The 21,976-nt window shown below is 51.1% G+C and carries 17 protein-coding genes; 7 read left to right on the top strand and 10 right to left on the bottom strand.

Annotated elements, in window-relative coordinates:
- Positions 1–82 precede the first annotated feature (82 nt).
- A complete protein-coding gene (gene metG / locus CSR04_RS23040; protein ID WP_102798707.1) occupies positions 83–2,113 on the top strand; it encodes a methionine--tRNA ligase in 2,031 nt (676 codons plus the stop codon).
- 24 nt (positions 2,114–2,137) lie between these two features.
- Here the strand turns inward: metG and CSR04_RS23035 are convergent, their stop codons facing one another.
- Entirely contained in the window at positions 2,138–2,860 is a 723-nt protein-coding gene (locus tag CSR04_RS23035) for a class I SAM-dependent methyltransferase (RefSeq protein WP_102798706.1), read from the bottom strand.
- A 103-nt stretch (positions 2,861–2,963) separates the two neighbouring features.
- Between CSR04_RS23035 and gloB the strand changes: the two genes are divergently transcribed.
- From gloB to CSR04_RS23020, 3 genes are all read left to right on the top strand, one after another.
- Positions 2,964–3,734 carry a hydroxyacylglutathione hydrolase gene (gene gloB / locus CSR04_RS23030; protein WP_102798705.1) on the top strand — a complete coding sequence of 257 codons (771 nt, stop codon included), beginning with the start codon at positions 2,964–2,966 and terminating at the stop codon, positions 3,732–3,734.
- Between the two features lie 115 nt (positions 3,735–3,849).
- On the top strand, positions 3,850–5,508 hold the full coding sequence (locus tag CSR04_RS23025) for a lytic transglycosylase (RefSeq protein WP_102798704.1): 1,659 nt from the start codon (positions 3,850–3,852) through the stop codon (positions 5,506–5,508).
- A 95-nt stretch (positions 5,509–5,603) separates the two neighbouring features.
- The gene (locus tag CSR04_RS23020; RefSeq protein WP_102798703.1) at positions 5,604–6,593 is read left to right on the top strand and encodes an ion transporter; all 990 of its coding nucleotides are present in this window, start codon (positions 5,604–5,606) and stop codon (positions 6,591–6,593) included.
- A gap of 6 nt (positions 6,594–6,599) precedes the next feature.
- Here the strand turns inward: CSR04_RS23020 and CSR04_RS23015 are convergent, their stop codons facing one another.
- Both CSR04_RS23015 and CSR04_RS23010 read right to left on the bottom strand, forming a co-directional pair.
- Positions 6,600–7,901, bottom strand: coding sequence for a diguanylate cyclase domain-containing protein (locus CSR04_RS23015; protein WP_216362621.1), 1,302 nt, complete (start codon positions 7,899–7,901; stop codon positions 6,600–6,602).
- A gap of 91 nt (positions 7,902–7,992) precedes the next feature.
- Positions 7,993–10,428 (bottom strand): FAD-binding oxidoreductase, encoded by a 2,436-nt coding sequence (locus CSR04_RS23010; protein ID WP_102798701.1) that lies wholly within the window; start codon positions 10,426–10,428, stop codon positions 7,993–7,995.
- 51 nt (positions 10,429–10,479) lie between these two features.
- On the opposite strand from CSR04_RS23010, the gene CSR04_RS23005 reads away from it, so the two are divergent.
- Positions 10,480–11,439: a hypothetical protein gene (locus CSR04_RS23005; protein WP_102798700.1), complete on the top strand. Its 960-nt coding sequence runs from the start codon at positions 10,480–10,482 to the stop codon at positions 11,437–11,439.
- Positions 11,440–11,448: 9 nt separating this feature from the next.
- On the opposite strand, the gene CSR04_RS23000 is transcribed toward CSR04_RS23005, so the two are convergent.
- The 7 genes from CSR04_RS23000 to CSR04_RS22970 all read right to left on the bottom strand — a co-directional run bounded on the left by CSR04_RS23000 (position 11,449) and on the right by CSR04_RS22970 (position 19,356).
- Positions 11,449–13,086: a PepSY-associated TM helix domain-containing protein gene (locus tag CSR04_RS23000; RefSeq protein ID WP_102798699.1), complete on the bottom strand. Its 1,638-nt coding sequence runs from the start codon at positions 13,084–13,086 to the stop codon at positions 11,449–11,451.
- Positions 13,086–13,388: a hypothetical protein gene (locus tag CSR04_RS22995; protein WP_102798698.1), complete on the bottom strand. Its 303-nt coding sequence runs from the start codon at positions 13,386–13,388 to the stop codon at positions 13,086–13,088. Before CSR04_RS22995 ends, CSR04_RS23000 begins: the two co-directional genes overlap by 1 nt.
- Positions 13,375–13,647 (bottom strand): hypothetical protein, encoded by a 273-nt coding sequence (locus CSR04_RS22990; RefSeq protein WP_102798697.1) that lies wholly within the window; start codon positions 13,645–13,647, stop codon positions 13,375–13,377. Before CSR04_RS22990 ends, CSR04_RS22995 begins: the two co-directional genes overlap by 14 nt.
- 56 nt (positions 13,648–13,703) lie before the next feature.
- Positions 13,704–16,025: a TonB-dependent siderophore receptor gene (locus tag CSR04_RS22985; RefSeq protein ID WP_102798696.1), complete on the bottom strand. Its 2,322-nt coding sequence runs from the start codon at positions 16,023–16,025 to the stop codon at positions 13,704–13,706.
- Between the two features lie 387 nt (positions 16,026–16,412).
- Complete coding sequence (locus tag CSR04_RS22980) at positions 16,413–17,609, bottom strand: ABC transporter permease (RefSeq protein WP_102798695.1); 1,197 nt, start codon at positions 17,607–17,609, stop codon at positions 16,413–16,415.
- Positions 17,609–18,388: an ATP-binding cassette domain-containing protein gene (locus CSR04_RS22975; protein ID WP_102798694.1), complete on the bottom strand. Its 780-nt coding sequence runs from the start codon at positions 18,386–18,388 to the stop codon at positions 17,609–17,611. The genes CSR04_RS22980 and CSR04_RS22975 overlap by 1 nt, the downstream gene beginning before the upstream one ends.
- Positions 18,389–18,501: 113 nt before the next feature.
- Positions 18,502–19,356 carry a DUF3025 domain-containing protein gene (locus CSR04_RS22970; protein ID WP_102798693.1) on the bottom strand — a complete coding sequence of 285 codons (855 nt, stop codon included), beginning with the start codon at positions 19,354–19,356 and terminating at the stop codon, positions 18,502–18,504.
- Positions 19,357–19,429: 73 nt separating this feature from the next.
- On the opposite strand from CSR04_RS22970, the gene CSR04_RS22965 reads away from it, so the two are divergent.
- Together CSR04_RS22965 and CSR04_RS22960 are read left to right on the top strand one after the other, a co-directional pair.
- Positions 19,430–21,052 (top strand): M28 family metallopeptidase, encoded by a 1,623-nt coding sequence (locus CSR04_RS22965; RefSeq protein WP_425427717.1) that lies wholly within the window; start codon positions 19,430–19,432, stop codon positions 21,050–21,052.
- Positions 21,053–21,176: 124 nt separating this feature from the next.
- Positions 21,177–21,899 carry a diguanylate cyclase domain-containing protein gene (locus CSR04_RS22960; protein WP_102798692.1) on the top strand — a complete coding sequence of 241 codons (723 nt, stop codon included), beginning with the start codon at positions 21,177–21,179 and terminating at the stop codon, positions 21,897–21,899.
- The last annotated feature ends 77 nt before the right edge of the window (positions 21,900–21,976 follow it).

Raw genomic sequence — 21,976 nt, 5'->3', positions numbered from 1 at the left:
GAGAACTATGATTAGGGCGCAGTTTTGGGTAACATTTGCGTCTTTTCAAACTCCACTCTCTAACACGATTCTTAAGGCGGTTATGGCAGATTCGCAACGTAAAATTCTGGTTACCAGTGCCCTTCCCTATGCAAATGGCTCCATTCACTTGGGCCACCTGCTGGAACATATTCAAACGGACATCTGGACCCGTTTTCAGCGAATGCGCGGCCATCAGTGCTACAGCGTCTGTGCCGACGATGCGCATGGTACACCGGTGATGCTCAAAGCCCAGGAGCTGGGTATCAGCCCTGAGCAGATGGTGGAACAAACCCGTACCGAGCACCATCAGGATCTGCTCGATTTCCATGTAGAGTATGACAACTATTATGTCACGCACTCGCCGGAAAACCGCGAACTGTCGGAACTGATCTACCGCCGCCTGAACGATGGTGGCTATATTAGCAAACGCACCATCAGCCAGCTATACGACCCGGAAAAACAGATGTTCCTGCCGGACCGCTTTATCAAAGGCACCTGCCCTAGCTGTGGTGCAGAAGATCAAAACGGCGACAGTTGTGACGTATGTAGCGCCACTTACAGCCCAACGGAAGTCAAGAATCCCCGTTCAGTGGTATCAGGCGCGACGCCGATTCTGAAAGACTCAGAACACTATTTCTTCGACCTACCACAATTTGAAGGCATGCTCAAAGACTGGCTGAAAAGCGGTGCCATTCAGGAAGAAATGGCCAATAAGCTGCAGGAGTGGTTCGAAGACGGCCTGCAACAATGGGACATCAGCCGTGATGCACCCTATTTCGGTTTCGAAATTCCCGATGCGCCAGGAAAGTACTTCTACGTGTGGGTAGACGCGCCGGTTGGTTATATGGCCAGCTTTAAAAACTACTGTAATACCCATGGTGTGGATTTTGACAGTTTCTGGAACAAAGGCGCTGACACTGAGCTATATCATTTTATCGGCAAGGATATCACCTATTTCCATTGCCTGTTCTGGCCAGCCATGTTGGAAGGCGCTGGCTTTCGTAAGCCTACCGGCGTCAACGTGCATGGTTTTGTGACCGTCAACGGCGCCAAAATGTCCAAGTCGCGCGGTACCTTTATTAAAGGTCGCACCTATTTGGATCATCTGAACCCAGAGTATCTGCGTTATTACTTCGCCAGTAAGCTAAACGAAGGGGTCACCGATATTGATCTGAATTTCGAAGACTTCGTGACAAAGGTCAACTCAGATTTGGTCGGCAAAGTGGTCAATATCGCCAGCCGCTGTGCCAGCTTTATCAGCAAAAAGTTCGACGGCAAACTGGCCGCAACGTTGCCCGAACCGGCCTTAATTGCCGAGTTCCAGGCTGCCAGCGATTCCATTGCCCAGGCTTATGAAAAACGCCAGTACAATCGCGCAATTCGCGAAATTATGGCGCTGGCCGATAAGGCCAACCAATATATCGATGCCCAGGCCCCCTGGGTGACCATTAAGGACGAAGACAAACAGCTGCTAACCCAACAGGTCTGTTCACTGGGCATTAACCTGTTCCGTATCCTGCTGGTGTACTTAAAACCTGTACTGCCAAAATTGGCTGAGCAGGCCGAGCTGTTTTTAAATGACCAACTGACCTGGGCCTCCGCTCAGTCAGTGCTGACCGACCACAACATCAATGCGTTTAAAGCCCTGATGCAGCGCGTCGACACCGACAAGGTAAATGCCATGATTGACGCCTCCAAAGAAAATCTGCAAGCCAAAGCAACTGGGCCAGCACCGGACAGCCCCCTGGCCAAAGATCCCATTACAGAAACCATCAGCTTTGAGGATTTTGCCAAGGTCGACCTGCGTATTGCCAAAATCGCTAAAGCCGAGCACGTGGAAGGTGCTGACAAACTGCTGCGCCTGCAACTGGATCTGGGTGGCGAGACCCGTCAGGTATTTGCCGGGATCAAATCAGCCTATCAGCCGGAAGATCTGGAAGGTAAGCTGACCGTGATGGTGGCCAACCTGGCCCCGCGTAAGATGCGTTTTGGCCTGTCAGAAGGTATGGTACTGGCCGCCGGCCCCGGCGGGAAAGATTTGTGGATCCTGGAGCCCCACAGCGGTGCCCAGCCAGGAATGAAAGTAAAGTAATCAAAGCGCCTCAGGGCGCTTTTTTTATATATTGGCCTGCTTGGCAATAAAAGCCGGCTTGGGTGCCCACTTGGGCTTTTGCAGCGACAGCGGTATTTCACGCTTTTTGCCAATTAAAATATAAACAGAACCAAACCAACGACAGTAGTGACTGGCCCAGCGCTGAAATTTATTGTCCGGATTAACCTGACGCTCAAACAACAATTCTGTATGCAGCAGGCACTGCTCCTGAATAATTTCAAAGCCCAGCAGGTTCATCCAGTCCTTGATCCGCATCATGGAAAAGCAGCGGGCATCGTGCAGTAAACTGTCGCCACGCAAGGGAATGTACTTGGCCAAACCTGCCAGGCTCATAGGGTTAAAACCAATCAGGGCCAGGTGACCATCCGGCATCATCACCCGGTTGACCTCACGTAAAATCTGGTGTGGATCCTGGGCAAAGTCCAGTTCAAATGCCAGTACACAGGCATCTATACTGCGCTCAAGAATCGGTAACTGGCGGGTTTTCGCTTTAACCCCGGGCGCACTCCCCAATCCGTTATGCAAAGAGACCTGATGTTTAATCGGGCAATCAGGAAAACACAGCTCGGCGCTCAGTTGCCCGACTTTTAACAAATGATAACCAAACCACTGGCGACTCGGCTCAAGCAAGCGCTCGGCTACCACATTCTGCAATAGCTCACCACTTGGCAATTCTTGCCAGGTGTTAGGATATCTGGGCTTTTTGCTGGTCAGAGCCGGCTTCATGGGAACCGATACATGTTGGCGCAGTCATAAGGCCTAGCATATCAGTTTTATTCCCTGTTACGCTGTTAGCCTATATGTTTTTTACCTGGATACCTGCCAATTTATGCTCAACGTCGTCGCTATTCCAGCCTTTACCGACAATTACATCTGGTGCTTGCAGGACAAAGGCAAAGCCATTTTAGTCGACCCTGGTGAAGCGCGGCCTGCCCTGGTGTATCTGCAAGCTCACAATCTGCAACTTACTGATATTTTGGTAACCCATCATCATGCCGACCATATTGGTGGCATCAATGCGTTGCTCGATATATATCCTGATACGGTGGTACATGGGCTGAAATCCCCCAGAGTGCCGCAAGTCAGCCAGGTTGTTGTGCCGGAAGAAAACTGCTATTTGCCAAGCCTGGGGCTGACATTTGACGTGTTGCTGCTGCCCGGACATACCCGCGACCATATTGCATTTTATCATCAGGAAGTGGGCCTGTTTTGCGGTGATACTTTGTTTAGTGGCGGCTGCGGCCGTTTGTTTGAAGGAACGCCAGAACAAATGTATCGCTCGTTAAGCAGACTGTCGGCACTAAAGGACGAGACTAAGGTTTATTGTACCCACGAATACACCCAGGCAAACCTGCGCTTTGCCAAAACCGTGGAGCCAGGCAATCAGGCCCTGGCCCGGTACAGTGACTGGGTGGACCAGCAGCGCAGCAAGCAGTTGCCGAGTTTGCCCTCCAGCATTGGCCAAGAGCGGGCAATCAACCCCTTCCTGCGCTGTACTTCAGCACAGATACGCCAACAGGCAGAACAATACCGGGGGATAACGTTACCCACACCAGAGGCGGTTTTTGCTGCACTCAGGGACTGGAAAGATCATTTTTAATCTTTACAATGGCTTCACAACTCGCCTTTGCTAAGTGAAGCACAGAAATTGACGGCCGATAAGATTCCAAGGAATTGCCTGGTTGCGTCACAACAACAAGAGAATCCGTGAGCCTATGAAAAAGCTGTTATTTATCTTCCCACTATTGGGTTTAAGCGCCTGTGTATCCACGGTGCAAACCAGCCAGTCGGACATTCAGCAGGACAAGGAACTGGAAATTGCCGCTCAGGTTCTGCAAGCCTGCGAGGAAGCTGAGCACAACAGTGAAAGTTGTCAGGTGGCACAGGAAGGCACGATTCCGATCACCCATCCGGTGGAAGAGATTAACCATCCTATCGAAACGGTGCCTGAGCTGATTGATCATCCCGAAGAAGTGCAACAGATCACTAACCTATGGTCGCGTATCGGCTCGCAGTTGAGCTTTGAAGTACCGGATGACAGACGGGTTAAGGTGCAGCAGGACTGGTATCTTAAACATCCAGCCTATATGGACAGAGTCAGTAAACGCGCGGCGCCCTTTTTGTACCTGATTGTCGAAGAGTTGGAAAAGCGCAATATGCCCATGGAACTGGCCTTACTGCCGATAGTGGAAAGCGCCTTTGATCCATTCGCCTATTCCCATGGCCGGGCTGCCGGTATGTGGCAGTTTATTCCAGGGACAGGCAAGCGTTTTGGTCTGCGCCAAAGCTGGTGGTATGACGGTCGTCGTGATGTTCTGGCATCCACCACGGCGGCAATGGATTATCTGCTATATCTGAACGAGATGTTTGATGGCAACTGGCTGCATGCTCTGGCAGCCTACAACAGTGGCGAAGGCAGAGTGGCAAGGGCAATTAAAGACAACAAACGAAAAGGCAAAAGCACCGATTTCTGGTCACTTGACTTGCCCAGGGAAACCCGGGCATATGTGCCTAAACTGCTGGCCCTGGCCAATATCCTTAAAAAGGCTGACGAGTGGGATGCCAAATGGCTACCCATTGAAAATCGCCAGGTTACAGGTGTGGTGGATGTCGGCTCACAAATTGATTTGGCCCTGGCGGCCGATATGGCTGGCCTGAGCGTCGAAGAACTACATGCCCTGAATCCGGGCTATAACCGCTGGGCCACCGATCCGAAGGGCCCACATACCCTGCTGCTGCCTATAGATAAGGTCGACAGTTTTATGATTGCCCTCAATGATCTGGATGAATCCAAACGCCTTAACTGGGTACGCCATCAGGTCAAAAGCGGCGACAGCCTGCTGAAACTGGCGAAAAAGTATCACACCTCGGTCGATGTGATTCAGCAGGTCAATGAAGTGGACGGCAATATGATCCGCGCTGGCGATCACCTGCTTATTCCAGTCGCTCTGAAGTCCATGGACTATTACAGCCTGTCGGCCGAGCAGCGTCTGGCCGAAACCCAGGCTAAGCCTCGTGCTTCTTACCAACTAAGCCATCAGGTTAAAAGTGGCGATACCTTATGGGATCTTAGCCGCAAGTATGACGTCAATGTACGTAGCCTGGCCAAATGGAACGGTATGGCCCCCACAGATCCTTTAATACCGGGTAAAAAGCTGGTGATTTGGGTGAATAAAGTGTCCAGTACGCAGTCTGACAATGCCATTATGCGTACCGTCACCTATACGGTCAGAAACGGTGATTCACTGGCACGTATTGCCGGTAAGTTTAAGGTGGCGATTGACGATCTGGCCCGTTGGAACCAGCTCAACGCCAACAAATATCTGCAACCCGGTCAGAAACTCAAAGTCCATGTGGATGTCACCAGGATCTGAGTGAGACAATACATTGTTCACCGCAAAGCCGCAGAGGACTCGGAGTAACAAAAGCTCTTAACTCTGTGTGCTCTGCGAAAGTAGAGTAAACAAGCATGCTTAACTTCAGTTTAAAGCGATTAAAGGAGAGCCATGAAGGCACCTGGCTTTTGCTGGACTTAGTGATGCTGGGTTTGTTGATCCTTAATCTCACTCTGATTCTGTTCGACTCTTTATACGCAACCGAGCTGGTCCGCCACTCTCTGAATCAGGTTTCTCCTGCCCTGTTGGACTGGTACAAACCTGTGCATGCCAACTTTATTCTTATCGATCTGGTGTTTGTCGGTATCTTCCTTAGTGAGTTTGTATTGCGCTGGGCGGTGGCGATTTATCGCAAAGACTATCTGCGCTGGTATTTTTACCCTTTTATTCATTGGTACGATCTGGTCGGTTGCATCCCGGTTGGTGGTGCCAGAATCCTGCGCTTTTTGCGCATATTTTCGATTTTGTACCGATTGCAGAAGTACAAGATCATCGATATCAGAGATACCGCCTTGTACCGTTTTTTTGCCTTCTACTATCAGGTGTTTGTGGAAGAAGTCAGCGACCGGGTGGTGATCAAAGTATTATCCGATGCCCAGCAAGACCTGCGCCAGGGTTCACCGCTGCTGGACGATATCGTGACACAGGTACTGGCGGCTCGCCGTCCGGTGTTGTGCCAATGGCTGGCCGCATTACTGGTGCATTCGGGCCACACCCTGGCCGATGAACAAAGCGGTGAAGTCATTCGCCAGCATGTGCAGCAAAGTGTCACCAAAGCGGTGCGGGACAATCCCCAGGTTGGCCGTTTACGCCTGGTACCAGTGCTGGGCAGTGGCGTGGAAAAAATGCTGGAAAACGCCGTTTCGGGCATCGTGATTGAAACCTTGGCGAATCTGCTGCTTGATGTTACCCCGGATAAAATTGACCAGTTGCTACAACATGGTCTGGGTGCCAGTAATCAGCAAGAGCAAGCATTGGATCAGGAAATGCTGCTGGTGGTGGATGAATGCCTGGAACTGCTGAAACTGCATGTAGGTAAACAGCGCTGGAAAGATGCCTTATAAATTGGGTCATGTACGGGCTTTTTTGGCCTGATACATGCGGCTGTCAGCCACCCGCAATAAGGTTTCTTTACAATCACCATGATCAGGATAAATAGCCATGCCAATACTGGCAGACATGTGCAGTTGTAACTCTCCTAATATGAATGGCGTTTGCATGGCTTCCAGGATCTTCTCTACCACCAGCTCCACATCACTTTGATCTTTGATAAAGCTTAGCAATAGGGTAAATTCATCGCCGCCCATACGCCCCACTGTATCCGAACTACGTACCGCCTGTTCCAGTCGGCGCGAGGTTTCCACCAGCAACATATCGCCCACATCATGGCCAAAGGCATCATTGACCTGTTTGAACTTGTCCAGGTCAAAAAACAATAAACCGAGCCTTGACTGTGCGCGGGACGCTTGTTTTAAAGCCATATCAAACCTGTCCATAAACAGCATACGGTTGGGCAGATTGGTAAGAATATCATGACTGGCCAGATAAACCAGTTTCTCCTCGGCCTGTTTGCGGGCAATAGTAGCGGCAACCTGGGTACAGACAAATTGCAGTAATTGCTGTTCATCCCTTCCCAACAGATGATTATGGCAACTGACGATTAACGCTCCCAACACCTGGCCCTGGGCACGCAATGGCAGGGCTATCCAGTCACAGTCTGCAGGAATGGAACTGCCCGGTTGTTGTCGATGCCGTCCTAGTGGTTCACCACTGGCTACCACCTGATACACGGCCGGATCCAGTTTAAGCACGGAAGCATCTTGTGGTCCCTGTTCATCGCCGGCATACACCAACTTTAACTGATGATTGGCGGTATCTAATAACGCCAGAGAAAACTCACATTGCTCCAATAAACCAGCAATCACCTTATGAATACTGTGATAAATGGATTGCAGGTCCTGCACACCGTAAGCGGTTTCAGTAATCTTGTAGACTGCCGCCTTAACCCGCTCAGCCCGTTTAATCACAGTGACATCCCGAGCCACCGCAACGCGCACCCGTTCATGCTCCAACCATCGGGCAGACCACATAATATCAATGACGCGGCCGTCCTTGCGGATATAGCGGTTTTCAAAATGACGCTTGGGTTGACCATTCATAATCTCACCCGCTGCATCCAAAGTACGTTGACGGTCGTCAGGGTGAACCAGCTCAAGCATAGGACGGCCCAGTAATTCCTGCTGGTTGTAGCCAAGAATATCTTCACAGGCTGCGCTTAAAAACAAAAAACGGCCCTGCTCGTCCACCACACAGACGGCGTCCAATAACTGGTCAACAATGCCACTCACAAGGGTTTGAATGTGTTGCGTCACACCTTCACACGATAGCAGATACTACAGATAACTAGCATGCCGCATTTACATGGCTTTGCCTACCGAATTTCCGCCGCCCAACATGTGCCATCTAGAAATCATAAATGTGTTCAAGCCGGATCTGCTTTTGCGCCAGTTCATTCAGCAGCGCATGCAGTTGTTCAACCTGAACCCACAAATAGGCTTGCCGCGTATCGGCCGTGGCCACCATCGGCAGGCTGAACATCAGTTTGCCATGCTCAAGCGGCATTTCGCCATCCATAAGCACCGACACACTAATACGCTTATTGCCGGAAATATCAATAAAGCGCACCCCAGCAGCGGCTAAGTCCGGCATCAGGCGGCTAAAATCCCCCCACCTTGGCAGGCTCAAAATAGCGGCATCATCCTGTTGGTATAGAATCTTGACCTTGTCTGGTAGCTGAATATGTTCCGGCACATAGGCGGACAAATATACCAGCCCTTCGGCCGGCTCGTAGGTAGCCGCCGCCGCGTAGCCAATTAACGCCGCATAGCCCTGCTTAAAACCAAACTCCAGGGTAAAGGCCAGCTTACGTTCCAGCTTGCGAATAAAATTCTCGCCCCAAAAATCGGTATCCTGCCAGACTTTGTCTATCCAGTAAGCAAAGTCAAACTCATACCAGGCCTTGTCAAAAATAAGCTCGCTGTAGGCCTGATGGGCGTTGGCGATTACCGCTTCTTCGGGAGTCGGCGCGCTGGCGGTCCAATGGCTGAAACGGCCGATGCTTTGCTCGTAGGCCCATTTAACCAGATATTCCACTGTGGTGCTGACGCCGATAACCTGCAGCATGGTCAGATATTCGTCATTGTGCGGATACCTGTCCTTTGTCATGGCCACCACCCTATCGTACAGCGTCCAGTAACGGTCGATGCTGTCCAAAAAGGGAAACTCACTGGGATGCTGAGCGGATGCCAGAAACGCGGCGTACTCTTTAGGATTAAACACCAGGTACCATTCGGGAATGGTCAGTAAGGTTTGTTCCTCGCCGCGCTGATACTGGGCAAAGCGGGCTTGCTGATTGCCACGAATAGCCTCGCCCGGATAATGCTGTCGCCACAAACTGTTGCGAAAGCGATAATTCGGATCGAGTCGCTGCTTGAGGGCAAAATATTCAGGTGCGCGCGGATACGCTGCCAGAAACTGGTTTTCGTCAGCAAACACCTGATAAGGCAAATAGTAACTGCCACCCACAGATACCACCGCATCAATCATCTCGCGGCTCCAGGCCTTCACCTTTTTCATCGCCTCGCGGTCGGTACCTTGCTGGTAATACACCACAAAGGCAAAGGTTTCGGTTCTGGCCCAGGCCAGCAGGCTGCCAGGGTCGGCCTTGGCATGACGGATAGAGACATTGATAATATTGGCCTGGTGGCGCTGAAAAATCTCGGCCATTTTGGCGGCGAAGCGATCAAACTCTTGCACCGGCACAAAGTACTCCCGCAGCGCATAGGTGACATCCTGCCTGTCCTGCGGCTCCAGTTCCATCACCGAATAACTGGCTTCGTAATTACGCCACTCGACTTTGTCCGATGCATACACCAGGGGATCAATCAGATTCTCCCGCAGCCACTTGCCACTGTCGTAATCCGCCACAATGCTTGCCAGCTTCGGTGTCCAATAGTAGTTATCCTGCTTGGGAATAAGCCGCTCATTGACGGTCAGAGCCTTGTCGGTTTTCAGCCAGTTGACCGCCCGCACCCGGGTAAAATCCGGTGGATAAATATCGGCGTTATGAAAAACCAGATTGGCATCATCACGCAGTGTGGCAAAGAAATAGTCCTTATAATCGGCCAGAGGCATTTTCTGATCCTGGCGCTCGACCCGGCTGTTGTCGGTCAGCCACAAGGTGGCTTCCACCAGCACCCCCAAGCCGCCATAACCGCCTATCACACCAAAAAACACATCAGGATTTTGCTCTCTGGACGCGCTGATCAATGAACCATCGGCCAGCACCACCTTTAAAGCCTTAACCGAATGGGCCAGCGGCCCTTCGCCAATATAGCGGCCATGGGCATTGACGCTGATTGAACCACCCACAGTGAAATTGGCATAGGTTTGCATAATACGTATGGACAAATCATGCGGGTCGATGACGTCCTGCAAGTCACGCCAGGTAATACCCGGCTGTACGGTCACTTCCTTGGCTTGCACATCCAGATTCAGCACCTGCTTAAACTGGCGCATATCCAGATGCAAACTGTCGGGATAGCTGACCTGACCGCCCTGACTAAAGCGGCCGCCACCGATGGACACCGGCCCCTGACTGTCCTGCAGCGCGCTGACAATGTCTTCGATGGTGCGTGGCGTCATCACTTTGGTGACCGCCGCCGGATTTAACTGGGTCACATCGGTGACCAGGGGTTGGCCCGGCTCCGGCAGAAAATGGCTGTCACCACTTGACCAGATCACCGCGGTGGTAGCAATACCCAGCAACAAAATTGCGATTCCGCCCCATTTCAGCAACTTTAATGGCAGCTTGAGAAGTTTTTTCAGCACAGTGCCCATGCGGCGGTCCTTCTGATATGATTTATGCAGCTTCCAGCAAGGGATATTAACATGCGGTTGAACCGGCGCCAGTTTCTTGAATTATCGGCCCTGATACTGGCCGGTATGGCCACCCGGGCATCGGCAAAAGCTACCGCGTCCGGCAGCGTGGGCAAGGCCGAGCAATTAGTCGGTAACTTTCGTTATATCTACGCCGATAAAACCCGCCGCGAAGAATTCCTGCCGTTTTTACAAAATGTCTTTCACCTTTACCCCGAACAACAATTGCAGGCATTGATTCATCAGGCGGTGCAAGAATTTGGCAGTGACAAACAGGTATATGGCTTTTTACAGCAGCAACTGGATGAAATCCGTCCGCTGCTGGCTGACTTACGCTACGCCTTACCCGCCCTGCAAAAACAAAAGCAGGTGATGGCCGAGCAAACCCGTAGCTTATTGCCGGATAAGCGTTTTGAGGGATACCTGGAAATCGGCAGCAGTGGCCGCTATATCGACAGTCTGGAAGAAGTACTGGATATTCAGGGCCAGCGGCTCTTTATCAGTGAGCGGGCCCCCGGCTATTCACTGGCGGATATGCTGGACCGTGGTCAAGTCCCCCAGGCCGGAGACTGGCTTGCACTCAATGACTACGCACCGGCGCTTGACCAGATAGCAGATCAGTCACTGGAACTGATTACCGTGTATATCGGTTTTCACCATTGCCCTGTCGATTTGCGTGAACAGTTTATCGGTGGCTTGCGGGACAAGCTTAAACCCGGTGGCTGCCTGATCCTGCGCGATCATGATGTGCATAACCGCCATATGTGGCATTTGGTGGCGCTGGCCCATGATGTGTTTAATATGGGTACCATGGAAAGTTGGCAATACAATGCCGACGAGCGCCGGCACTTTTACGCATTGACAGAGTTGCAGCAATTTATGCATCAGTTTGGTTTTAAACAGCAGGGCCAGATGCTGCGTCAGCCAGGTGATCCCACGTTAAATACCCTGATGCTGTATCAGCGCGCCTGATATCGCTAATTAAGGCTTACTGGCAGACACGGGTTTTATACCTGCGGGTAATTCGGTTGCAACAGGCCGCTCAGCATAGGCCCAGACACTGTCCTGTGGACCACAGCGTGCGCGCCGGTGCATCTTTATCGCCATATTGGCAAATATCAGACTAAACAGCAGGGCCGTCACCTCCACCATCGCCAATCCGGCATGCCACCAATGTGGCGGGCCAATCAGCCAGGCAGCCAAAGCACTTAGCACAATGCTAAGGCAAGCCAGGGCACAAAGCACCAGTATATGCACAGCCCCTTTGGCCGGGCCACAAATAAAGGCCCAGGCCAGCGCACTTAAAAACACCAGATAATACACCCACAGATAGGCGCTGTTGGCATCACCGCCGGTGGCACTTACCCACTTACCTATGCTCATCGCCAAGGCGACACCGGCAACCGAGCCCCAGCAAACGCCTACGGTGGCCGAGGCCATTAAACGGGCGTTTTTTTGCTGCTCTACCACTTGTCCGGCTTCGCGCTGTTTGCGCCTGCGACTTTCAATCCAAAGCAGGTTACCGCTATAGAAAATAAAGGCACCGGATAAGCCCAGCATGAAGTACACCCAACGGATGGTGTCACCACCGTAGCTGCCAAAATGCAGGGCAAATACCGCGATTACCATATCCAGCCAGCCATCTTCATAACCTGGCAGGTAATCCTTATCCAGTACCTCGCCGGTGTATGGCTGCAAGCTGACAAAGCCAAACGACGGAGCACGTACCATATGCGCTTTATCACTGCCAGCAATGCGTACCGACGGCGTGTTACCCTGCACCCTGGAATAACTGGCTTCGTATATTTGGAAGTTTGCTGACAATTTAGTAATGACCGGCGCCATTTGCGTCGGCATCAGCAACTCCGCGGTATTAAAGACAGGCGCATCCGGGTCAGCTTCGGCACGGGCAAACGCAGGTTCGCCCTGATACACCAGCGCTTCCAGACCGTCATAAATCTGGTCATGGAAGGCGAATACCACCACAGTCCAGGCAATCAGGATATGAAACGGCAAGCTGGTAATGCCGATAACATTGTGGGCATCCAGCCAGAAGCGTTTGCTGGTTTTCTGCCGCCTGAGCAGCAGGAAATCCTTCACCAGGGAAGGCAGCAATAAAATAACCCCGGATAGCAATGCCAGTCCATACAGGAAACACACGGCTCCCATCACATACACGCCCCACATATGGTGGCCTTCACCGGGTATACCAGCGGTCTGATGCAGCATGTCCACCAGATGGGCCAGTTGGGAGGGTTCATGCTGGCGCACCATCAGGCGGTTATCCGCATCCAGGCTGGCCAGCCAATAGGTGCTGCTATCGTCTTTGCTGCGTATCCGCCAGCTCATGGGCGCCTCAACCCCTTCGTTGTGCTGCACATGCAAAGTGAAGCTGTTGGCAGCTTGCGGGTGTTCAGCAATGGCTTTTTCCACCAGCAGAGACAACCGACTTTCTTCCACCCAGGGCAGTTGCTGCACTGGCGGACTAACCCAGCGATCCAGCTCGGGTTTGAACATGGTCAGGGCACCGGCAAAAAAGCAGATAAACAGTGCCATACCGCCAATCAACCCTGTCCAGGTATGCAGGGTTTTATAGGTCTTAAGAATATCACCGCGCATCAGGCGCCTCCTTGCATCAACAACTGAGTAGCAACTAACAAACTCCACACCGCAATGCTGGCACCGCCCAGCCATAACCAGGCCTTAAGACCGGTACTGAACAAATAAACGCAGGCGAACAGCACCATCCAGATAAGCGCACTGATCCACATATTAAACTGTATTTTGTTATCGGCATGCAGACCACCCGGGCCAAGCCAGGCAAACAAACCGGTAATCCCTATAGCCAGGACAAAACCCAGCAACACGCCAGCCAGACTTTTGCTCCACCAATGCGGCTGAATACGCTCACGCCTTGCCATGTTGCTCTCCTTTGTGAATAAGCAAACTGACAAAGGGCAACAAGCCCAGCAGCAACATGGTGCACACCAGCGCCGCGAAAAATCCGGCCTTAGCGTCCATCATCCACATCCACAGGGCAAAAGACGCCACCAACACCAGCCAGGAAAGCCAGCGCCAGGGACGAGCCGATAAAGGTCTCGCCAGCCACTGCTGGTTGTTCAGGCTCAGATAAAACAACACACAACCGCTTAGATTGAGTAGAAATGCACACAACATCATTCTTATTATCCTTACACTCAGCCCGCAGGCTGACCTGCGGACTGCTCCATTAATGGTTACCAGTCGTATCTGGCGCTAAGGGTCCAGTTTCTCGGTGTTCCCCATACGACACTGCCATCCCAGGACGAGATGCTGTTAAAGTACGCTTTATCAAACAGGTTGTTGATGTTCAGCGACAGGCTAATCTGTTCCGTCAGCCTGTATCTGGCCATCAGATTGACCAGAGCAACCGCTCCCTGCTCGCGGCGCTCGGGAGTAGTAATCACATAGCCGTTCTCATCCCGGCCAAGACCTGCTGGTTTTTTACTATTAACGAAATAGGCGGACTGCCAGTGAATACCGGCTCCCAATACCAGATCATGCCAGGCACCAGGGAGTTGATAGGTGGTGTTTAAGTTGAACAGTTTGCGCGGTATCTCGGTTCTGATCGCCTGTCCCTGGTTGTCTTCGGTTTTAGCATAAGCGTAGCCACCAAACACGTTCCAGCCATGTACCACCTCGCCTGATACTTCCAGCTCGTAACCTTGGGTTTTATTGCCTTTGCCGCTGCTGCGATATGGGGTATTACCGCCTGGTGTCAGATAGTCGAGCGGAAATGACGTATCGCGCTCCGCCACGTTGTCCTGCTCGGATTCAAAGTAGGCGGCTGACAGGTTCAGTAAATCAAACTCTGCCTTTACGCCACCTTCATAGCTGCGGCCGCTCACAGGATCGAGAATATCGTCGTTGGCATCATAGTAATTTTGCGGTCTGAAGGCGTCGGTATAGCTGGCGTACAGGCTGACATTATCATTTACCTCATAGACTAAACCGGCATAGGGGGTGAGTTCCCGGTCAACCTCATATTCACTGCGGGTCATGCGATATTCACCGCTGTTGGGATCATACATATGTGTGCGGGTTTGCCAGTTAGTCAACCTGGCGCCGGTGATCAACTTCAGTTCATCGGTAAAGTGCAGACGGGTGGCAATAAAGGCACCGCCGCTGCTGTTTTTATTCAGACTGCTGCGACCAGAATCTTCAAAGGGGTAGCGCGCTACATCCCCGGTCCAGGTATTGTAATTCAGGCCTTCCAGTGAAATCGTGGTCTGGTCGGCTTGGTTGCCAAAACTGGTCCTGTCGCGGTTAAAGTAGCTGTAGCCCAGGACTAAGTCATGCTCACGTCCCAGTAACTCGTAAGTGCCCTGCAGGGTCACATCAAAGGTTTTTTGCTGGTCTTCACTGCTGCTGATCACGGCACTGTAACCAAAGCCCAGACGGCTGCTGCCATCGGGATCCATATAATCCTCTGGATACACAAAGAACAGCTCGCCGCCCTGCATATCGATAGTGTTGTAAGTGGCAATGGCGTTTAACTGCCAGCCATTGTCAAAGGCATGATCGACACCAACAAAGTAGGTTTTCTCCTTAATCGGCCAGGCGCTCCAGTCAGCAGACATACCGGTCATATTGCGGCTGGGATTGACCAGACTGCCATCGGCGTAATAATAGTGCACCGCGTGGGTGTTAATCACGCCGCGGGACGCAGTGTCAGCATATTCAATCCCGCCGCGTACTAAAGTGGCATCCCCCAAATCCGCTTCCACCGTGGCATAAACCGAGGTTTTCTTCTGACCGTAGCGGTCAATGTAAGAATCCCTGTCGTAATGGGCTGCGGCAATGCGGGCTCGCACATCACCGTCTTCGGTCAGCGCAGTGGCCACATCTGCTTCGATACGCTGATAGCCCCAGCGTCCGCCACTGATCCCCACATGAGCATCGGTATGTCGACTCACGGCACGCTTTCTTACCAGGTTGACGGTGGCGGTGGGATCGCCCACCCCTGTCATCAAACCATTGGCACCGCGCAGTATCTCCACCCGTTCAAAGGCGACGGAATCACCGTTTACGTCAGGGCGGCGACCACCGGGAAATTGCTGTACGCCATCGATTTGAATCAGATTCGCTTCACCACCCCGTACCATAAATGAAGGGCGCTCTTCACCTGCGCCAAAATTGGTGTATACGCCGGTACTGTGCTGCAAAATATCCTTGATATTAACCGTGTTCCAGTCTTCCAGAAACTGGCGGGTGATCACCGACACCGACTGTGGTGTTTCGCGCAGTGACAAAATCATTTTGGTCGCTGACTTGGTGGCGGCGTCAGAATAATTGCCTTCTGTGGATGCGGTAACATAAATACGTTCATATTCCTGGGCGCGGGTTTTACTGGTACCGTCGGGATCATTTAGGGCATTTTGACTTTTATCGGCGCCAGTTGCAGACAAGTCTTCAGCAGCCATCACCGGCGCAGACAAGGCCAGAATGGCCAGCATAATGGGACTGAGTGATAATTGATAAGCCTTGGTAGCGGTGGATTGAAGCCTGGATGTTTCCATAATTCACGTGTTCCTGTGTGTTTAAGTATGTGCCAGCAAAATCGCCCGGCAAAAAACCCGAAGCGAATAGTAACGATTCTCATTAATTCAAACAACTGGGATTTATAACGGAGCGGCACATTACAAACATCGACCAGGCCGATACTGGAAACCTTTTATTTCTCAAAAGTTTACAAATCGAACACAGATGGAACTGGCGTGTTCTGAAAAGAAGGGGAAATTGGTTGGTGTTGTTGATGTAAGGCTTACCAACGGTTGGTTGCAGGACTGAACACGCCAGCTCTACCCTGCATAGTCATCGCATTAGCCTATCAATGTTTTTTCTTTTATCAGGCCAAGATGGCCTTTGCCCATACAGTAGCGCGGCGTCCCTGCCGCGAAACGATATCAGCGGAACAGAACTTTTTCCTGATTAAACCAGTACACACAAAATGCGATCAGCGCGCCGGCAATCAACATACTGGAGCCAAAGATGGCAAACAGCGATACATAATCCATGGTGCCTTTGATCAGTTCTTTAATCGCCAGTGCCACATTGGTAATAGGCACCCAGGCCCAGCCACCTTTAAGATCAACCCCCGGCATCATGGCCATAATAATAGGCAGAATGGCCACCATGATCAGACTGCCCATATAGCTTTGTGCTTCTTTAAAGCTGCGTGCATAGATAGACAAGCTCAGCAGCAAAGCGGCAAAAATGGCTGCAATGGGCGCCAGCATCAGGAACATCAGCACAAAGTCCAGTGCACTGATGGCGCTCATAAACTCCCCTACCACCTTAATCGCCATGCCCTGGCTGAGCACAACGCCCCAAATAGCCATGCTGAGTATGGTAATCAGTGCGCAGGTTACCCCGGCAAAGGCAATGGTCAGGAATTTGCCCAGTACCAGTTTGTGTCGTTCGGTGGGTGAAGTCAGTAAGGTTTCCAGGGTGCCACGTTCCTTTTCACCCGCCCCCATATCGGTGGCCGGATACATCGCCCCCTGCAAACACAGGATAAAGAGTATATAGGGCAGGAAACCGCCGATTTTTTCCCCCCAGTTCTCGCGGCTGTCGGCCACATCATCTTTCTCAATGACTACAGGTTTAAGCAATGCCGTTTGCTGAGCATCATCTAATGTCAGGGCATCAAAGGCCTGGCGGCGCTTATACTCAACCTGGTTATCAACCAGATCCTTGACCCGAGACTGCACCATATTTAAGCCCGCATCATTTAAGACCAGTATCAGAGTCGCCTGGCCACCTTCCAGCAATGGCTGGTCGTAGTTGCTGGGCACTTTGAGGGCAAAATCAATGCTTTCATCACGGATCAATTGCTTCAAGTCTGCATCTGGCGACACATCCACTAATTCAAACTTATCGGTGGCGGCAGCCAGCGAGGCGCTTAACCCCTGGGCGTATTCCCCGCCAACTATGGCATATTTCAGCACTTTGGTTTCGGCCTCCTTAAACGCTTTACTGGCAAAAAAGCCAAACGCACCGAAAATCAGTGGAAACAACAACAGCGGAAGAGCGATCATAAAAAACAAGGTTTTGCGGTCGCGCAGCAGTTCCAGTAACTCTTTTTTAAATACTAACCACATTATGCAGCTCCTTTTAATGTCGCCAGAAAAGACTCATGCATAGAGCCGGATGACAGCGCTTTAAAGTCAAGCAGACTGCCATCGAAACGAGTACGACCTTGATCAATCACCGTTACCTTGTCACACAGCTCGTCGACTTCATCCAGATGGTGAGTGGAAAAAATCACCGGCGTGCCCTGGGCTTTGAGACGACGTATAAAATCCAGCACGGTTTGCGTAGCCATAATATCCAGCCCGGTAGTCGGCTCATCCAGAATAACCACTTCGGGTTGATGTATGACCGCCCTGGCAATGGAGGTTTTCTGCTTCATGCCAGTCGAAAAGCTCTCACTGCGCCTGTCCAGAAAACTATGCATATCCAGCAGATCAGCCAGCTCATTGATACGTTGTGCCAGGTCGTTTTCACTGACACCGTGCAAACGCCCGAAATACTGGATATTTTCCCGGCCGGTTAATCTGCCATACAAACCGGTGGAGCCTGACAAGAAGCCTATTTTTCGTCTGGCCAGCAAAGGCTCAGCTAATACGTCTGTGCCCCGGATACTGACGCTCCCACTGGTTGGTTTAATGGCAGTGGATAACATACGCAAAGTTGTGGTTTTACCCGCCCCATTGGGGCCAAGCAAACCCAACACCTGCCCTTCTTCACAATTGAAGCTGACATCTTCAACCGAATGAAAAAATCGGCCTTTTAAGCGCGGATCCAGCTTCTCCTGGTCGCTGAGCTTTTTGAGGTTTTCCACCACAAATTTTTTGGCTAACCCTCTTATTTCAATCATAAACGACAGTTCTCCTTTTCCCTTCAGTGCTTATTATTATGTTTGGTAAATCTTGTGAAGATCAGCATCACAGCAGCTATAGTCTTGCGCCAACAAAATAAATAACAGATTTTTTATTTTCTTTTCGGCATGAAGTAATCGCTATTGCGGTAGAAGTCTGCTTGTTGATTATCTGACCACCATCCAGGCACGCCGAGCAGCGGTAAGGGTGACAATACACCTTTCTCGCCAAGACAGTTTTCTTGTGCCAAGCGATGCTGCAAGTGCTGATCAACCCACCTCAACTGCTCCCATTGCGGCCAGTCAAAATAACATGCCGGCACCTGAATCCCCAGCCACTTACCTGTCAGGCCGATGTAGGGATTTAATAGCATTTCATAGTTAGCATGGCCAAAAATCAGCGCCTGCACCTGTTTTCCCCAGCTTGAACGATGTTGCCAGAAGGCCTCAAGCCATTGATGGTCCTTTAATAACTGGGCAATGACAGGGTCACTGTATACCAGCAATACGCCACATTCATCAAAGTGGGTAATGCGGTTACGTCTGGGGGTGCGTTGCAACGTGCCGTGCGCCTTGATGTCTGCCATATGCAACCGATTCAGTGCTGATTTGCTTAACGGAAACTGTCGCCAGATAAGGGCATTAAAAAAGTCATGCCAGTTGTGCTGGCGAGTCGGTACCTTGCTATGAGTCGCAATAAAAGACTCGTAACATAAAGATTGCAGGTCAAGGCAGTGCTGCGGCACAAAGGCCACTGACAACTTAGCATCTTGATTAAGCCATTGATAATCTGGCCAATTCATGATCTCACGCAATGCAAACAACGACGCCAGCCAGGAAAATGGCGCGTACTTAAACACCTCTGGCATCCATTGCTGAGGCAATGAATCGGCAAATCGCCTGGCAGTAGGCTTGTTTTTTATAGCATTGGTCGCACAATGGGCTGGTTTTGGTCGGTTGTCCAACATAGGCTGTCTGGTCTTGATCCTTGTATTTACCTATACTTGGGCCGAATTTTACGTGATGCAAAACGAGATGATAATGAAAAAAAACCTACTGGCTGTAGCCATTGCACCACTTTTTATGGCGCTTGGCTGCACTTCTACCACGACAACACCAAATAATTTTCCCGCCGCCTATGACAGCATCAGCGCCGCCGAGTTGGCTGAGCATACCAAAGTGCTGGCATCTGATGCATTCGAAGGCCGCTTGCCAACCACATTAGGTGAACAAAAAACCGTGGATTATCTGGTCAGCGAGTTTAAACGTTTGGGCCTTAAACCCGGTAATGGTGATAGCTATCTGCAACCGGTAAATCTGCTGGAAATTACCGCCGACCCAAATGTTTCCCTGCAACTTGGCAGTCAGACCCTGACTTACAAAGAAAATATGGTGGTCGCCACCAAACGCGAACAAGAAACGGTTTCTTTACATAACTCTGAGCTGGTGTTTGTCGGCTATGGGGTAAATGCACCGGAATATGACTGGAACGACTACCAAGGCCTGGATGTTAAAGGTAAAACCGTGGTGATCCTGGTTAACGATCCCGGATTCGAAAACCCGGATAGTGGCAAATTCCAGGGTAAGACCATGACCTATTATGGGCGCTGGACCTACAAATATGAAGAAGCCAGTCGTCAGGGCGCAGCTGGCGCGTTAATTATCCATGAAACCGAGCCCGCTTCTTACGGTTGGTCAGTGGTAGGAAATAGTTGGAGCGGTCCACAATATAGTCTGGCATCCGCAGATGGTAACGCTGGACGCGTGGCCGTTGAAGGCTGGATTGACCTGGAAGCCGCGAAAAAATTATTCACAGAAGCAGGCCTAGACTTTGCGCGAATGAAATCCCAAGCACAGCAGGGTCCGTTTGCCAAACCCTTAGGACTCACAACCTCGGTCACCGTAAAAAGTACCCTTAAACGCTCTACCAGCAATAACGTTATCGCCACCCTGCCCGGCAGCAAGCGCCCGGATGAGCATATTATCTATACGGCTCACTGGGACCATCTGGGTAAAGACGACAGCCTCAATGGTGACCATATTTACAATGGCGCCCATGACAATGCCACTGGCACCGCTGCGTTGTTGGAAATGGCCGAAGCCTTCACCACCTTAGAACAAGCCCCTGAGCGTTCTGTGACTTTCCTGGCGGTGACGGCCGAAGAGCAAGGCTTGCTGGGTTCAGCTTACTATGCAGAACACCCTGTTATTCCATTGAATAAGACCGTTGCTAACCTGAATATGGATGCCATGAATATTCTCGGCCGTACCAAAGATGTTGCCGTGGTGGGTAAAGGTAAGTCTGAACTGGAAAATTATCTGGACAAGGCTGTAAAGGGCCAGGGCCGTTATCTGACCCAGGAAGATCGCCCTGAAGCGGGCTATTACTACCGCTCTGATCATTTCAGCCTGGCCAAAAAGGGCATACCAGCATTGTATGCCAAAGGCGGCGTTGACAGTTGGGATGAAGAGACAGCCAACTATCGCAAACGCACGCAAGTCATCACCCGCGGTTGCTACCATCAGGTGTGCGATCAATTTCGCGAGAGTTGGGACTTTAGCGGTGTAGAACAGGACACAAGGATGTTCTTCGAAGTTGGTTTTGATATCGCCGACAGCCAGGACTGGCCAAAGTGGCTGCCGACCAGTGAGTTCCAACGTTAAAACTAAGTGAGTTGGATGCCGACGTGAGTTACGTCGGCATCTTTGTTTCAACCTATTTGGCCAGGAGGCTGAGTAGCAAAGCTGCCGCCACAGGAACGTTAACTCCGGCAGAAGGGATGTAGCAGTGATCCTGGATAAGTTAAAGCAACGGATCCGACGGCGTTTTTATACGGATTTGCTGTTTGTCGTTATTACTACTGCTGCGGTGTTTGCCTGGCTGGGCAATATCGATATGCTTGAGTTGATTTATCATTATTCCAGAGAGTATGAATCCTGGGAATTGGATGAATTGGTACCCACTGGTTTTTACCTGATTCTGGCGTTATGTTTCTTCTCTATCCGCCGATGGCGTGATGTGCAAACCTTGTCCCGGTTAAGTGAAGAGCAATCACTTCGTCACAGTATTACCCGCTACCCCAATCGCAGAGCACTGGACAGGCTACTGGTCAGTAAAGTTCGACAAAGCGATTTTCCACTCACACTACTGATGATCGATATCATCGGCTTGCGACAGGCCACCATGAATTATGGGCTGTCTATGGGTGATGAGTTACTGGAAAAAGTCATGCAGCAAGTCAGCGAGCGACTTCACAGTAATGAACTGCTGGGCCACTGGAGCAGTGAACAATTAATGCTGTTTGCCCCGGCGATTAACGATGACAGGCGCCGCGAGCTGAAGCAGGCCATTGGCAACCTTTCTATCAGTTTATCTCCAGAAGGGCCTGCCGATATTCACTTTATCTGTGTCAGCGTGGTAGTAGAAAGCAGGGCCAAGCTTCAACTTGGTCTGGAACAACTGGAAGATGCCCTGTATCTGTCACATGCCCGGTATATTCGTGAGGCTTAGGGCAGTTGGCAGTTGGCAGTTGGCAGTTGGCAGTTGGCAGTTGGCAGTTGGCAGTTGGCAGTTGGCAGTTGGCAGTT

Origin of the sequence: Bowmanella denitrificans (genome assembly GCF_002887595.1) — a bacterium.
GTDB classification, from domain to species: domain Bacteria; phylum Pseudomonadota; class Gammaproteobacteria; order Enterobacterales; family Alteromonadaceae; genus Bowmanella; species Bowmanella denitrificans.
Note: the sequence above shows the minus strand (reverse complement) of the source record. Positions and strands in the feature narration are given on the sequence as shown.